Origin of the sequence: Jannaschia formosa (assembly GCF_003340555.1) — a bacterium.
Taxonomy (GTDB): Bacteria; Pseudomonadota; Alphaproteobacteria; order Rhodobacterales; family Rhodobacteraceae; genus Jannaschia; species Jannaschia formosa.
The window spans coordinates 48,120-61,379 of sequence record NZ_QPLJ01000010.1; the positions used below are offsets into that span (position 1 = coordinate 48,120).

Consider the following 13,260-nt stretch of genomic DNA (forward strand, 5'->3'; position numbering starts at 1 on the left):
GGCAATGGTTGAGGATGCCCTGCCCGACATGCCTGCTTTCCTGCACCTTGCCGGGTCGTGCCCGACTTATCGTTATATCCCGGGCCCTTCTGGGCGGCCTCTGACGGGCCTTGCCGGGGGTTTTGGAGAGCCTCAGACCTCTCCGGCGGGTTCTCCGACCCGCTTGATTTCCCATACTAGCGATATTCCGCTCGTCTCGTGAACCCTCTTTCTCACCTCTTCGCCAAGTGATTCGAGATCGGCCGCCGTGGCGCCGCCCGCATTGACGAGGAAGTTCGAATGCTTGGGCGACATGATCGCCCCGCCGCGGGTCGCGCCGCGCATGCCGGCGTCGTCGATCACCTTCCAGGCCTTCAGGTCGTGGACGTCGTCCGCCCGTCCGGTGGAGCTGTAGCCGGCGGGGTTGCGGAAGGTACTTCCGGCGCTGCGCTCCCTGGTCGGCTGGGTCGCGTCGCGGGTGGCGAGCTGCTCCTCCATGCGCAGCTCCAGCTCCTCCGGATCGCCCTCGGGCGCGCGGAACGTGGCGCGGGTGATGACGGCGCCGTCGGGCAGGTCCGAGGAGCGGTAGGCGAGGTTCAGCGCCTCGGCCGGCAGGGTCAGGCTGTTGCCCTCGCGACTCACCGCGCGGATTTCGACCAGCCGGTCCGCGACGTAAGTCCCGTAGCAGCCCGCGTTCATCGCCACGGCGCCGCCGACGGAGCCGGGGATTGTCCTGAGGAAGGTCAGGTCCCTGCCCTGCTGCGCGGCCTTCCGCGCGACATGGGCGTCGAGCGCGGCGGCCCCCGCATGGACGAGATCGCCGTCGAACTCGATCCCGTTGAACCCCCGCCCCAGCCGGACGACGACGGCGCGCAGGCCGCCATCGCGCACGATCAGGTTGGAGCCGACGCCCATCGGAAAGACCGGGATGCCCGGGTCGAGATCCCGCAGGAAGGCGGCAAGGTCCTCCTCGTCGGCGGGCTGGAACAGCGCGTCGGCCGGCCCGCCGACGCGGAGCCAGGTGAGGTCCGAAAGCGGACGGTTCGGGGTGAGGGCGCCACGGGTGGGAGGGTAGGTCATGGGAGGTTGGTAGAGCCTTTCACGGCTGTCAGGAACCGCGTTGAGGGCGTCGTCCCCGGACTCGACCCGAGGATGACGCTTCGTGGATCTGGCTTGGGTCGCGGAGAGCGGCGCACCGACGACGCGACGGTTTCCGGACCTCTCCGTATCGAGACACGACGCTCAACCGATCCGCGTCCGGACCCACCGCCACGCATAGCGCACCGGCCAGCGGAGCACCGTGCCCATGACCAGCGCGCCGGCCAGCGTCCAGACCCAGCCCTCGGTCCAGCCGAGCCAGCCAAGAAGCGGCAGGCCCAGGGCGATCAGGCCGTAGGCGGCAGGCCAGGACTGTCTCGCGGTCAGGGTCACCATCAGCAGCCAGGCCAGGACGACCCAGAGGCAGAGGGCGACCAGCGCCATCTCAGCCCGCCAGCGTCTCGGGCAAGGCGTTCGCCCAGGCGGAGATCGTGCCCGCGCCGAGGCAGACGACGATGTCCCCCGGACGCGCCTGCTCGCGCACCAGCCGGGCCAGGTCGGCCTCGTCGGTCACGGCGCGGGCGTGGCGGTGGCCGGTCCGGATCAGCCCGCTGACGAGGTCGTCGCGGGACGCGCCGGGAATCGGATCCTCGCCTGCCGCGAAGACCTCGGCGATGCCGACCACGTCCGCCTCCGAGAAGCAGCCGCAGAAATCGTCGAAGAGCGAGGACAGCCGCGAATAGCGGTGCGGCTGGTGGATGGCGATGACGCGGTGGCCCTGCTCGATGCTCTGCCGGGCCGCCTTGATGACGGCGGCGATCTCGACCGGGTGGTGGCCGTAATCGTCGATGATCGGCACGCCGTTCCACTCGCCGACGCGGGTGAAGCGTCGGTTGACGCCTCCGAACTTCGCCAGCGCCTCGCGGATCACGTCCTTGGGCACCCCGAGCTCCCGTGCGACGGCCACAGCCGAGAGCGCGTTCGAGACGTTGTGGTCTCCCGGCATCGGCAAGGAGCAGCCCTCGATCACCTCACCCTCGACCTGGAGCTGGATATCGAAATGGGCAACCCCGGCCTCGTAGCGCAGTCCCGTGGCCCGCACGTCGGCCTGGGCGTTGAAGCCGAAGGTGACGACGCGGCGATCGGTGACGCGGCCGACGAGGCTGCGCACCTCAGGGTGATCGGTGCAGCAGACGGCCAGCCCGTAGAAGGGGATGTTCGAGACGAAGTCGGTGAAGCCCTTCCGCAGGTTCTCGATCGTGCCCCAATGCTCCATGTGCTCGGGGTCGATATTGGTGACGATGGCGATCGTCGCGGGCAGGCGGTTGAAGGTGCCGTCGCTTTCGTCGGCCTCGACCACCATCCACTCGCCCTGCCCCATATGGGCGTTGGAATCGTAGGCGTGGATGATGCCGCCGTTGATGACGGTCGGGTCCATCTCGCCGGCGTCGAGCAGGGCCGCCACCATGGTCGTCGTGGTCGTCTTGCCATGAGTCCCGGCGACGGCGACGTTGGACTTCAGGCGCATCAGCTCCGCCAGCATCTCGGCGCGGCGCACCACCGGCAGGCCGCGCGCGCGGGCGGTGTCGAGTTCCGGGTTGCCCGGCTTGATCGCGGAGGAGATGACGACGACCTCGGCCCCGTCGAGGTTCTCGACCTGTTGACCCTCGAAGACCTTTGCGCCCAGCGCCTCCAGCCGCTTCGTGATCTTGGACGATTTCAGGTCCGATCCCTGGACCGAATACCCGTGCGACAGAAGCACCTCGGCGATGCCGGACATCCCGATCCCGCCGATGCCGACGAAATGGATCGGACCCATCTGGGTCGGAAGCTTGGTGGCGTTCATCTGTAAGATCGCGTTCATTGTTGGCTCAGGTGCTGGACGAGGTCCGCGAGCCGGATAGCCGCATCCGGTTTCGCGGTCGAGTGCGCGGCACGGGCCATGCGCGCGGCCCCGTCAGGGTTGGAGAGGATCAGCTCGACCTGTTCGGCGAGGCTGGCGGCCGTGAGTTTCGATTCGGGTGTCATGATCGCCGCCCCCGCCTCGACCAGACCGCGGGCATTGGCGGTCTGGTGGTCGCCGGCGGCGGCGGCATAGGGGATCAGGATCGCGGGGCGGCCGATGACCGACAGGTCGGCCACGGTCGACGCGCCGGAGCGGCAGATGACAAGCTGGGCGTCGGCCATGCGGTTGGGCACGTCATCGAAGAAGGGACGCACCTCGGCGTCAATCCCGGCTTCGGCGTAGAAGGAGGTCACGCGGGCCTCGTCCTCGGGACGGGCCTGGTGGGCGACGCGGATGTTGCGAAGAATGTCCTCGGGCAGATGGGCCAGCGCCTCGGGGACAGTGTCCGACAGGACGCGTGCGCCCTGGCTGCCGCCGATGACGAGGATCGACATCGGGTGGTCGCCCGGCGCGATATAGGGGGCGTTCTCGCGCCGCAGGATCGCGTCGCGGACCGGGTTGCCGACATGCACGCCCTCGACCCCCGACGGCAGGTCGGTGGGCCAGATGCCGCAGGCGAAGGCGTCGACGCGCGGGGCGAAGACGCGGTTGACGCGGCCGGGGACGCCGTTCTGCTCGTGGATCAGGCGGGGCAGCTTCATCAGGACCGCCGCCGCAAGCGCCGGGATCGACGGGTAGCCGCCGAAGCCGGCCACGGCTGTCGGCCGGTCGGCGCGGAAGGCCCGCATCGCCGCCATGACGCCGCGGGTCAGCTTCAGCGGCACCTGCAACTTCGCGGATAGCCCCCCGCGCGCGAAGGTGGCCGAGGGGACGATCTCGATATCCACGTCCTCGGGGAAGTTGCCGGCATAGCGGGCGCCGCGCTCGTCGGTCGAGAGCTTCACGCGCCAGCCGCGGCGGAGCATCTCCTCCGCGGTGGCCTGCGCGGGAAACATATGGCCGCCGGTCCCCCCGGCGGCGATGACGAGCAGCGGCCCGCTCATCGGTAGCCGTTCGACAGCAGATGGTCGCCGATCTCGGCCTGCGGGCGCTGGCGCGTGAAGCAGAGCAGCATCCCCATCAGCAGCCCCATCGCGATCAGCGAAGAGCCGCCGTAGCTGACGAAGGGCAGCGTCATGCCCTTGGCGGGCAGAAGCCGGACCGCGACGCCCAGGTTGATGAAGGCCTGGCTGGCCAGCAGCACCGTCAGCCCGGTGCCCGCGAGGCGGATGAACACATCCCGCTCGACGCAGAGCCGCAGCAGCGAGCGGTAGGTGATCGTCGCAAAAAGCGCGATGACCGCGAGGACGAGGATCATCCCGTATTCCTCGGCCGCGACGGCGATGATGAAGTCGGTATGGGCGTCGGGCAGCGTCCATTTCACCCGGCCCTCGTTCACGCCGGTGCCGAGGAAGCCGCCCTCGCGGATCGCGTCGATGGCATAGCCCATCTGGGTGCGCGGATCGACGTCAGGGCTGAGGAAGCCGTCGATGCGACGGGCGAAATGCTCCGAGTTGTTGTAGGCGATGATGCCGGCCAGGCCGACCGCCCCGACCACCCCGGTCAGCAGCACGATCGGCGCGCCGGCGACGAAATAGACTGCCGACCAGGCGACGATGATCAGCATCGCCTGCCCGAAATCGGGCTGGAGCGCGAGGAAGATCGTGATCAGGCCCAGAAACGCGAAGCTGATGGTCTTGCCCGGCGGGCCGTTCGGCTCCGCCCCGGCGGCCATGAGCCAGGCGGCGGTGGTGATGAAGACGGGCTTCAGGAATTCGGACGGCTGCAGCGAGGCGAAGCCCAGCGAATACCAGCGCGTCGCCCCCTTGCCGAAATCGGTGCCGAGCACCGGCAGCAGCATCAGCGCCACGAGGGCGAAGGCGAAGCCGAAGACCGCAAGGCGGCGCACCAGCTGAGGCGACATCGCCGAGACCGACAGCATGACGACGAAGGCCATCGCGCCGAAGATCACCTGCCGCTCGACATAGTAGAACGGGGACTGTCCGTTGCGCTCGGCCAGGGGGACCGAGGCGGCGAGCCCCAGCACGATGCCGATGGCGAACAGCATCGTGACCGAAAGCAGGACGCCCTTGTCCAACGTCCGCCACCACCTGGAAAGGATGGCCTCGCCCGGAAGGACGACGACCGCGCCGTGCGCGATTTCTGTCATTGGTCTGCCTGTCCGACTGCCCGCCCGGTTGTCCGGGTCTGATTTGGGGACTGTAGCCGAGCGATTCGCCTCACGCTACCCTTCTCGCGCAGGACGGGGGTCCGACGGCGGCTCCGCTCCGATGCGTCGCGCTCCGGCCGGGTTGTTCGTCGATGATCGAAGGGTGCGGGCGCGTCAACCTTCTGAAATGTCTCAAAAAAGAGGCGCCGTCAGAGCACGCGGGCGATCTTGGCCTTCGCCTCCTCGGCGGGGGTGCCGTAGGGGATGAGGTCGACGACCTCGCCGTTCCCGTTGAGGACGAAGACCGACGCGTAGTGGTCCATCGTGTAGTCGCCCTCGCCCAGGGGGCGCTTCTGGAAGTAGACGCGCCAGGACTTCGCCATCTCCCGGACCGCGTCCGGCTCGCCGGTGATGCCGACGATCCGGTCGCTCTGCGGCTCGAGATAGTCCCTGAGGAACTCGGGCGTGTCCCGTTCGGGGTCGATCGTGACGAAATAGGCGCCCAGCGCCTCGGGCGCGACCTCCATCTCCGAAAGCCAGGTTTCCATGTCGTAGACCGTGGTCGGGCAGATCTCGGGGCAATGGGTGAAGCCGAAGAACAGCAGCGAGGGGCGGCCCTGGAAGGCCGCCTCGGTGATCGGCGCGCCGTTGTGGTCGGTCAGCGTGAAGGGCGCGCCGAGCGCGGTGCCGGTGACGGCGCTGCGGCCCTCCATCACCTGCCGGACGGCGAAGCCGGAGCCGAGCGCGAGCAGCGCGACGCCCGCGCCGAGGCCGATGGTCAGGGTGCGGCGGTCCATCCCGTCAGTTCCCGGCGACGGCGCGGATCGCGGCGAAGATCAGGACCGGCTCGTCCGTCGCGGCCTCGCCCGCCGAGGTCGCCACGTCGAGGCCGGACCGTTCCGTCCAGAGCGGCGAGGTCAGCGCGGCGGTCGCGAAGACCGCCAGGGCTGCGGCGGCGAGGTATCTCTGCATCGGTCCGGCTCCTCTCGCGTGGATCGGGGCCGGGATGCCACCCGGCGCGCGGAATGCCAAGCGTGACACCCCGTCGCGCGGGTTCCGCGCTCAGTTGCCGTAGGCCACCGAAGGCAGCCAGGTCGTCAGCGCCGGGAAGACGAAGACGATGGCAAGGCCGGTGAGCTGCAGCAGCACGAAGGGAACGACGCCCCGGTAGATATGCCCGAGGGTCACACCCGGCGGGCAGACGCCTTTCAGGTAGAACAGCGCGAAGCCGACCGGTGGTGTGAGGAAGCTTGTCTGCAATGTCACCGCGACGAGGATGGCGAACCACACGACCGACGGGTTCTGGACCTGGCCGAAATCCGGCACCGCCAGTTCGAGGCCCGAGATGATCGGCAGCATCAGCGGCATGATGATGATCGTGATCTCGATCCAGTCGAGCAGGAAGCCCAGCAGGAAGACGATGAACAGGATGAACAGCACGATCATGTAGGGGTTCTCGAAGAAGCCCACGACATGGCTCTGCACGATCTCGTCCCCGCCATAGCGGCGCAGCACCAGCGCGAAGAAGTTCGCGGCGAGGAAGATGCCGACGATGTAGCCCGCGGTGTTGAGCGTGGAGCGGGCGACCTCGACGAAGACCCTGAAGCTGAGCCTGCGGTTGGCCAGCGCCAGCAGGGTCGCGCCCAGCGCGCCGAGCCCCGACGCCTCGGTCGGCGTCGCGAGGCCCGCGAAGATCGACCCCAGCACCAGCAGGATCAGGAATAGCGGCGGCACGACCGCGATCAGCACCTCCTTCACGATGGGCCAGTTCACCTGGCCGGCATTGGGCGGGACCGGCATCGCGCCCGGCTTGACGAGGCCGAAGACGACGATGAAGGCGATGTAGAGGCCGCCGAGGATCAGACCCGGGAACAGCGCGCCCATGAACAGGTCGCCCAGCGAGATGGCGAGCTGGTCGGACATGATGACCAGCATGATCGAGGGCGGGATCAGGATGCCCAGCGTGCCCGCGGCGGCGATTGTCCCGGTCGAGACCTCCTTCGAGTAGCCCTGCTGCATCATCTGCGGCAGCGCCATCACGCCCAGCAGCGTGACCGAGGCGCCGATGACGCCGGTCGAGGCGGCGAGGATGATGCCGATCAGCAGCACCGTCAGCGCGAGGCCGCCGCGCAGGCCTCCGAACAGCTTCTGCATCGAGATCATCATCCGCTGCGCGACGCCCGACTGGTCGAGCATCAGGCCCATGTAGATGAACATCGGCAGCGCCACGAGAACCGGGTTCTGCACGACGTTGCCGAACAGCCGGGCCGACAGCACCGACAGCCGCTGATAGTCGATGCCGGTGCGGTCGAACGCGATCACGTCCTCGAAGGCCCGGCGGTAGGGGTCGAGGAAGATTTCGGCAAAGAGCGCGTAGATCAGCGACACGCCGACCAGCGCGAAGGCCACCGGGATGCCGCGGAACAGCATCCAGATGAAGGTCAGGAACATGACCAGCACGACAAGCTCGTTGAGGGTCATGACCTGCCCGATGACGCCGAGCACGCCCATCATGGGGCCCCCCGGTCATCGGCCGAGCGGTCGCGCAGCACGTAGGCGGCAGCGATCAGGATCACGGTCAGGACCAGCGCGACCAGGACGGTGATCTTCATCTCCTGATTCAACGGCAGCTCCAGCGAGTCGAAGAACCACGTCCGCGAGGCCTGGCGCGCATCGGTCCCGGGTTCCGACAGCAGGAGCGCAAGGCCGAGGCCGATGTAGTAGACCGCCAGGTTGACCGCGAAGGCCACGGCCGGGAAGGCGTAGAGCAGCTTGCGCCACCAGAGCGGCCGCACCAGCTTTGCCAGCATCCGCACATAGGCGAACCAGGTCGCCACCGCGATAAACAGGAAGGCGACGTTGACGAAGGTCTTGAGCACATAGAGCGCGTGCAGGCCGTTCGGGCTGCTCGATCCCTCGCGCGCGCCGATGGACTGGACCGCATAGCCCAGCGTGACGTCCCAGCACAGGATGATGAAGGGCAGGAACAGCCAGGCCAGCCCGAAGACGTCGATCCGGCGCTGCTTCCGCTTGGGGAAGTGGTCGTAGAAGATGTCGACGCGGACATGGCTGTTGGTCGTCACGGCATAGGCCACGCCGACCAGAACGGCGGCGCCGTAGAGCCACCACTGAAGATCGTCCATCCAAGCCTGATTGCCGGGGCCGATGCCGATGCGCCCGAAGTTGCGCAGGAAGACCTGCGCCACGATGACGAGCATCAGGATCGGGAAGAGCCAGGCGAAGAGGTTCGACACGGCCACGACGAAGCGGTCGCCGCGGTTGTGCTCGGCCCGCCCGATCTCGCCCGGGTCGGTGATGGCGACGATCGGACCGTCCAGCCCGCTCCCGCCGACGGTTTCCTGTGGTGTCTGGCTCATCGAAATCCCCCTGCCCGGCCCCGCTTCTCGGGGGCCTACGTCAGAGGGCCGGGCGGTTTTCATCCGCCCGGCCCGGTCGTGCCCTTGCCGAGGCGGCCCGCGCAGGGCGGACCGCCGACGCTCCGGTCAGTCGCGCGGACGCGGCAGGTAGATGTTGTCGCCCCAGAGCGCGTAGCCTTCGCGGAACTCCTGCAGGTCGTCCCAGACCTCCTTGAAGAACGGGTCCTCGGCGGCGAGTTCGGCGGCGACCTCCTCCCAGGCGGCCTCGAAGGCGTCGAGCTGCTCGGGCGTCCAGTTCTTGATCTCGACCCCGTACTCCTCGACGTTCTGCTTCATCGCCGGGAAGTTCTTGGCCTCGCCCTCGGCGAAGTTGTCGGCGAGGTTGGCCATGCAGGCGATCTCGATCTGGCGCTGCGAGCGCTCGTCGAGGTCGTCCCAGCGGTCCTTGTTGATCAGGAGCTCGAACAGGGTCGAGGGCTGGTGCCAGCCGGGGAAGTAGTTGTACTTCGCGATGTTGTAGAAGCCGAGGTTGGCGTCCACGAGCGGCATGGAGAACTCGGTCGCGTCGATGGCGCCGCGCTCGAGCGCCGGGAAGATGTCGCCACCGGCCAGCAGCGAGGTCGAGACGCCAAGCTTCTCCATCACCTCGGCACCGAGGCCGAAGAAGCGCATGTTGAGGCCCTGGAGCTGGTCGAGCGAGGTGATCTCCTCCTTGAACCAGCCGGAGGTCTCGGGCGCGTACATGCCGCAGACGAGCACCTTCACGTTGTAGCCGCCCTCGTCGTACATGCGCTGGAACAGCTCCATGCCGTCGTCATACATCATCCAGGCCAGCATTTCGCCCGGCTCCGGCCCGAAGGGCACGGCGGCGAAGAGACCCGCGGCGTTGAACCGGCCCTGCCAGTAGCCCGCCGTCGAATAGGCCGCGTCGATCGAGCCGTTGGAGGTTGCGTCAAGCACCTCCAGCGCCGGGACCAGTTCGCCCGGGTTGAAGTGCTCGAACTCGACCGACTCGGAGATGCCGTTGATCTTCTCGACGAAAGCGACCGAGGCCGTGCCGAGAATCGGCAGGTTCTGGGCATAGGTCGAGGAGAGCTCGAAGACCTCCTGCGCCTGCGCGGCGCCTGCGATGCTGACCGCCGCCGTGGTGGCGAGCGCGATGGACCTGAGTTTCATGGCTGTGGTTCCTCCCTACTGAACCGTTCGCGGGGTCGTTGCCCCTGCGCGCCGACCTCTCCCCGACGCGCTTGGTAAGATTTCTTTACCGATTAACCTTTGATGGGGCCAGCACGAATCTGCTCCTCCCGCGCGTCCTGCGGCAACTTCCTGTCCCTGTGATGCCCATGGCTCGCGTTTCGCTTTGCGGAGAGGTGTCAGGCCATTGGCAGCGGCCCCGACGAGAGCCGCCACGCCTCCGGCGCCTCCCGCGGGAACAGGCGCCGCACCAACGGGTCGTGGCCCGGCACGACCAGGCCCGGCGCCGAGGCCAGCGCCTGGATCCGGGCGAAGCCGTCCAGCATCTCGGTCACGTCGGCGACGATCGGGAAGGGCCTGGCCTTCTGGAAGTTCTCGTAGAAATGCGCGGCGTCGGACGCGAGGCAGAGCCAGCCGGCCTGCGTCTGCACCCGGACGGCCTGAAGCCCTTTGGAATGCCCGCCGATGCGATGGACGGTGACGCCCTCGGCGACCTCTCCGTCGCCGTCGTGGAACTGCACCCGACTCTGGTAAAGCCGCCGCACCGCCTCGCAGACATGGTCGCCGGTGAACGGCATCCGCAGCAGATCGTGGCACATGCAGGGCCCGGTGGCATAGGCCATCTCCCTTGCCTGCAGGTGCAGCCGCGCGTTCGGAAAGAGATGCAGCCCGCCCGCGTGGTCATAGTGCAGATGGGTCACGATCACCGTGTCGACCGCCTCGGGCGCGAGGCCGAAGGGGGCGAGCGCCGCGCGCGGATCGGTCAGGATCGGCCGGCCGCGCCGCTCCGCCTCGGGCGCGTCGTAGCCGGTATCGACCAGGATCGTCCGGGCCCCGCGCCTGAGCAGCCACATGAAGTAGTCCATCGGATGCGCCGCCGCGTGGTCGTCGTCCATCATGAAGCTGTCGCCCCGCACCCGCGCATTGCGCTCCGCGTAGCGCAGCGCAAAGACCTCCCAGGTCATCCCTCGACCTTCTCCCAGGTCCGGACCCGCTTCGCCGCGATCATCGGCCCCACCGCCGCATCGAAGGTCCGGTAGTGCTGCGTCCGGCGATGCGCGTCGAAGCCCGCCGCGTCGTCGTAGATCTCGTAGAGGAAGACCTCGTCCGGCCGCGCCGGGTCGGTCAGCACGTCGAAGCGCAGGCAGGCCGGCTCGCCCAGCGAGGCGCGGGCGTTCTCCATCAGCGCGGGCAGGAAATCGGGCATCCTTCCGGGGGTCACCTCGACGGTGACGGTGACAGCGAACATCCTTCCCCTCCCAGGTCGGTTCTGCCTATCTGGGCGCGACTGTCGCAGGGGGCCCCCGGATGTCAAAGCGTTTTCAGATCGCGGTCTTCCACGGCGACGGCATCGGGCCGGAGATCATGGCCCCGACCCTGCGCCTGCTGGACGGCCTGTCGCCGGACTACGACTTCGACTGGCAGGACTGCCCGGCGGGCGCGGCCAGCTATCTCGATTGCGGCTCGGACCTGCCGGAGACGTCGCTCGCCACGGCGCGGGCGGCGGACGCGATCCTGCTATCGGCGCTGGGCGATCCGGCGGTGCGCTATCCCGACGGGACCGAGATGACGCCGCAGATCGACATCCGCATCACCCTGGACCTCTATGCCGGGGTGCGCCCCGTCCGGATCGTTCCGGGAATGCGCACGCCGCTCGCCCTGCCCGAAGGCAAGAGGGTCGACTTTGTCCTCGTGCGCGAGTCGACGGAGGGGCTGTTCCACACTCAGGGCAAGGGCCTCGTGACCGAGGACATGGCCGAGGAGACCCTGCGCCTGACCCGCCGCACCACCACGAAGGTCTGCCGCTTCGCCTTCGACCTCGCCCGCGCGCGCAAGGCCGAGGGCCACCGCGGCCGCGTGACCAGCGTGGACAAGGCCAACGTCTTCCGCGCCTTCGCCTTCTGGCGCAACGTCTTCGACGGGGTCGCCAAGGACTATCCCGACCTGGCCGCCGACCACGCCTATGTCGACGCGATGGCCCTGTGGTTCGTGCTGAAGCCTTGGGACTGGGACGTGATGGTGACCGAGAACATGTTCGGCGACATCCTCTCGGATCTCGGCGCGGGGCTGATGGGCGGGCTTGGGCTCGCGCCCTCGGCGGATATCGGTGACGAGCATGCGGTGTTCCAGCCCTGCCACGGCTCGGCGCCCGACATCGCGGGAAAGCGCATCGCCAATCCCTTCGCGATGATCCTCTCGGCAGGGATGATGCTGGACTGGCTGGGGCGGCGGCATGAAATGCCCCCGATGATCGCCGATGCGGCCCGGGTGCAGGCCGCCGTCGACGCCTGCCTCGCCGCCGGAGAGACGACGGGGGACCTCGGCGGCCCGCTCGACACCGAAGGCGCGGCGAATGCCGTGATCGCGCGGTTGTGACGCCGCCGGCCTCGTCCGGGGCTCCGCTGCGGGTCGGGCTTCTCGGGCTCGGCTACTTCGCGCGGTTTCACCGCGAGGCCTGGGGCCGGATCGAGGGCGCGACGCTGGTGGCTACCGCCGATGCGGACCCGGCGAAGGGTGCCGATCACGCCGATCTCGACGGGCTGCTTGGCGCCGGAATCGACCTGCTGGACATCGCCACGCCACCGCCGAGCCATGCCGCGGCGATCCGCGCCGCCCTGCCCCGCGGCCTGCGCGCGATCATCTGCCAGAAGCCCTTCTGCACCTCGCTCAACGAGGCTCGCGCCGTTACCGCCGAGGCCGAGGCCGCGGGCGTCCCGCTGATCGTGCACGAGAATTTCCGCTTTCAGCCCTGGTTCCGCTGCTTCCGCGCGGCACTCGACGCGGACCGGATCGGCAGGACCCTGTCGCTGACCTTCCGCCTGCGCCCCGGCGACGGCCAGGGCGAGGACGCCTATCTCTCCCGCCAGCCCTATTTCCGCACAATGCCGCGCCTGCTGATCCACGAGACCGGCGTGCACTACCTCGACGTGTTCCGCTACCTGTTGGGGCCGCCCGACGGGATCTATGCCGATCTACGACGCCTGAACCCCGCCATCCGGGGCGAGGATGCAGGGCTCGTCGTGCTCGACTACGGCGGCGGGGCGCGGGCGGTGCTCGACGGCAATCGCCTGCTCGATTTCGAGACCGACGACCCGCGCCGCACCTTCGGGACCGCGCTGCTGGAGGGGACGGAGGGCACGCTGCGCCTGACCGGGGACGGTGCCGTCACCGTACGCCGATCCGGCACACAGGCGGTCGAGACCCTGCTGGAGCCGCGCGACTGGCCGGGCTTCGCGGGTGACAGCGTGCACGCGCTGCAATCCCATGTCGTGCGCGCCCTTCAGGGCGACACCGCGCTGGAGAACGAAGCACGCGCCTATCTGGACGTCATGGCGCTGGTCGAGCTGGCCTATGCCGCGTCGGAGGCCCGCACGCGCCTGCCCGTCGGGTGAGGCGGGTCGCTAAACTTCGAACCGCTTCCTGCGCGGCGTTATCGAAGCCTTCACCTCCGGGAGCCACAAGACGGGGCACACCCTTCATGTGAAACATGAGCAACCGAGGCGAAGATGACTCCGAAAACGATCTTGGCGCGGCGGAACGCTCGCGCCGGTGCGGGA

14 protein-coding genes are annotated in these 13,260 nt (G+C 68.5%); 2 read left to right on the plus strand and 12 right to left on the minus strand.

Annotated features, from left to right (window positions below; genetic code table 11):
• Nucleotides 1–132: 132 nt before the first annotated feature.
• The 12 genes from murB to DR046_RS12130 all read right to left on the minus strand — a co-directional run bounded on the left by murB (nt 133) and on the right by DR046_RS12130 (nt 10,952).
• Nucleotides 133–1,059 (minus strand): UDP-N-acetylmuramate dehydrogenase, encoded by a 927-nt coding sequence (murB, locus tag DR046_RS12080; protein WP_115382647.1) that lies wholly within the window; start codon nt 1,057–1,059, stop codon nt 133–135.
• Nucleotides 1,060–1,221: 162 nt separating this feature from the next.
• A complete protein-coding gene (locus DR046_RS12085; RefSeq protein WP_115382648.1) occupies nt 1,222–1,461 on the minus strand; it encodes a DUF2484 family protein in 240 nt (79 codons plus the stop codon).
• 1 nt (nt 1,462) lies between these two features.
• On the minus strand, nt 1,463–2,863 hold the full coding sequence (gene murC, locus DR046_RS12090; RefSeq protein WP_115382738.1) for a UDP-N-acetylmuramate--L-alanine ligase: 1,401 nt from the start codon (nt 2,861–2,863) through the stop codon (nt 1,463–1,465).
• Between the two features lie 14 nt (nt 2,864–2,877).
• The gene (gene murG, locus DR046_RS12095; RefSeq protein WP_115382649.1) at nt 2,878–3,966 is read right to left on the minus strand and encodes an undecaprenyldiphospho-muramoylpentapeptide beta-N-acetylglucosaminyltransferase; all 1,089 of its coding nucleotides are present in this window, start codon (nt 3,964–3,966) and stop codon (nt 2,878–2,880) included.
• Nucleotides 3,963–5,132, minus strand: coding sequence for a peptidoglycan glycosyltransferase FtsW (locus DR046_RS12100; protein ID WP_115382650.1), 1,170 nt, complete (start codon nt 5,130–5,132; stop codon nt 3,963–3,965). The genes murG and DR046_RS12100 overlap by 4 nt, the downstream gene beginning before the upstream one ends.
• A gap of 209 nt (nt 5,133–5,341) precedes the next feature.
• Nucleotides 5,342–5,929, minus strand: coding sequence for an SCO family protein (locus DR046_RS12105; protein WP_115382651.1), 588 nt, complete (start codon nt 5,927–5,929; stop codon nt 5,342–5,344).
• A gap of 4 nt (nt 5,930–5,933) precedes the next feature.
• Complete coding sequence (locus tag DR046_RS23655) at nt 5,934–6,104, minus strand: hypothetical protein (RefSeq protein WP_167767092.1); 171 nt, start codon at nt 6,102–6,104, stop codon at nt 5,934–5,936.
• Between the two features lie 90 nt (nt 6,105–6,194).
• Nucleotides 6,195–7,643, minus strand: coding sequence for a TRAP transporter large permease (locus DR046_RS12110; protein ID WP_115382739.1), 1,449 nt, complete (start codon nt 7,641–7,643; stop codon nt 6,195–6,197).
• The gene (locus DR046_RS12115) at nt 7,643–8,509 is read right to left on the minus strand and encodes a TRAP transporter small permease subunit (RefSeq protein WP_115382652.1); all 867 of its coding nucleotides are present in this window, start codon (nt 8,507–8,509) and stop codon (nt 7,643–7,645) included. The genes DR046_RS12110 and DR046_RS12115 overlap by 1 nt, the downstream gene beginning before the upstream one ends.
• A 126-nt stretch (nt 8,510–8,635) precedes the next feature.
• Nucleotides 8,636–9,685 carry a TRAP transporter substrate-binding protein gene (locus tag DR046_RS12120; protein WP_115382653.1) on the minus strand — a complete coding sequence of 350 codons (1,050 nt, stop codon included), beginning with the start codon at nt 9,683–9,685 and terminating at the stop codon, nt 8,636–8,638.
• A 197-nt stretch (nt 9,686–9,882) separates the two neighbouring features.
• Entirely contained in the window at nt 9,883–10,668 is a 786-nt protein-coding gene (locus DR046_RS12125; protein WP_115382654.1) for an N-acyl homoserine lactonase family protein, read from the minus strand.
• Nucleotides 10,665–10,952 carry a putative quinol monooxygenase gene (locus DR046_RS12130; RefSeq protein WP_115382655.1) on the minus strand — a complete coding sequence of 96 codons (288 nt, stop codon included), beginning with the start codon at nt 10,950–10,952 and terminating at the stop codon, nt 10,665–10,667. The genes DR046_RS12125 and DR046_RS12130 overlap by 4 nt, the downstream gene beginning before the upstream one ends.
• Before the next feature lie 59 nt (nt 10,953–11,011).
• On the opposite strand from DR046_RS12130, the gene DR046_RS12135 reads away from it, so the two are divergent.
• Nucleotides 11,012–12,079: an isocitrate/isopropylmalate dehydrogenase family protein gene (locus DR046_RS12135; protein ID WP_115382656.1), complete on the plus strand. Its 1,068-nt coding sequence runs from the start codon at nt 11,012–11,014 to the stop codon at nt 12,077–12,079.
• The gene (locus DR046_RS12140) at nt 12,076–13,095 is read left to right on the plus strand and encodes a Gfo/Idh/MocA family protein (protein ID WP_115382657.1); all 1,020 of its coding nucleotides are present in this window, start codon (nt 12,076–12,078) and stop codon (nt 13,093–13,095) included. The genes DR046_RS12135 and DR046_RS12140 overlap by 4 nt, the downstream gene beginning before the upstream one ends.
• Nucleotides 13,096–13,260 lie beyond the last annotated feature (165 nt).

Bases quoted from the DNA above. Each gene is read 5' to 3' on its own strand.
- murB (WP_115382647.1), bottom strand. From the start codon at position 1,059: ATGACCTACCCTCCCACCCGTGGCGCCCTCACCCCGAACCGTCCGCTT.
- DR046_RS12085 (WP_115382648.1), bottom strand. From the start codon at position 1,461: ATGGCGCTGGTCGCCCTCTGCCTCTGGGTCGTCCTGGCCTGGCTGCTG.
- murC (WP_115382738.1), bottom strand. From the start codon at position 2,863: ATGAACGCCACCAAGCTTCCGACCCAGATGGGTCCGATCCATTTCGTC.
- murG (WP_115382649.1), bottom strand. From the start codon at position 3,966: ATGAGCGGGCCGCTGCTCGTCATCGCCGCCGGGGGGACCGGCGGCCAT.
- DR046_RS12100 (WP_115382650.1), bottom strand. From the start codon at position 5,132: ATGACAGAAATCGCGCACGGCGCGGTCGTCGTCCTTCCGGGCGAGGCC.
- DR046_RS12105 (WP_115382651.1), bottom strand. From the start codon at position 5,929: ATGGACCGCCGCACCCTGACCATCGGCCTCGGCGCGGGCGTCGCGCTG.
- DR046_RS23655 (WP_167767092.1), bottom strand. From the start codon at position 6,104: ATGCAGAGATACCTCGCCGCCGCAGCCCTGGCGGTCTTCGCGACCGCC.
- DR046_RS12110 (WP_115382739.1), bottom strand. From the start codon at position 7,643: ATGGGCGTGCTCGGCGTCATCGGGCAGGTCATGACCCTCAACGAGCTT.
- DR046_RS12115 (WP_115382652.1), bottom strand. From the start codon at position 8,509: ATGAGCCAGACACCACAGGAAACCGTCGGCGGGAGCGGGCTGGACGGT.
- DR046_RS12120 (WP_115382653.1), bottom strand. From the start codon at position 9,685: ATGAAACTCAGGTCCATCGCGCTCGCCACCACGGCGGCGGTCAGCATC.
- DR046_RS12125 (WP_115382654.1), bottom strand. From the start codon at position 10,668: ATGACCTGGGAGGTCTTTGCGCTGCGCTACGCGGAGCGCAATGCGCGG.
- DR046_RS12130 (WP_115382655.1), bottom strand. From the start codon at position 10,952: ATGTTCGCTGTCACCGTCACCGTCGAGGTGACCCCCGGAAGGATGCCC.
- DR046_RS12135 (WP_115382656.1), top strand. From the start codon at position 11,012: ATGTCAAAGCGTTTTCAGATCGCGGTCTTCCACGGCGACGGCATCGGG.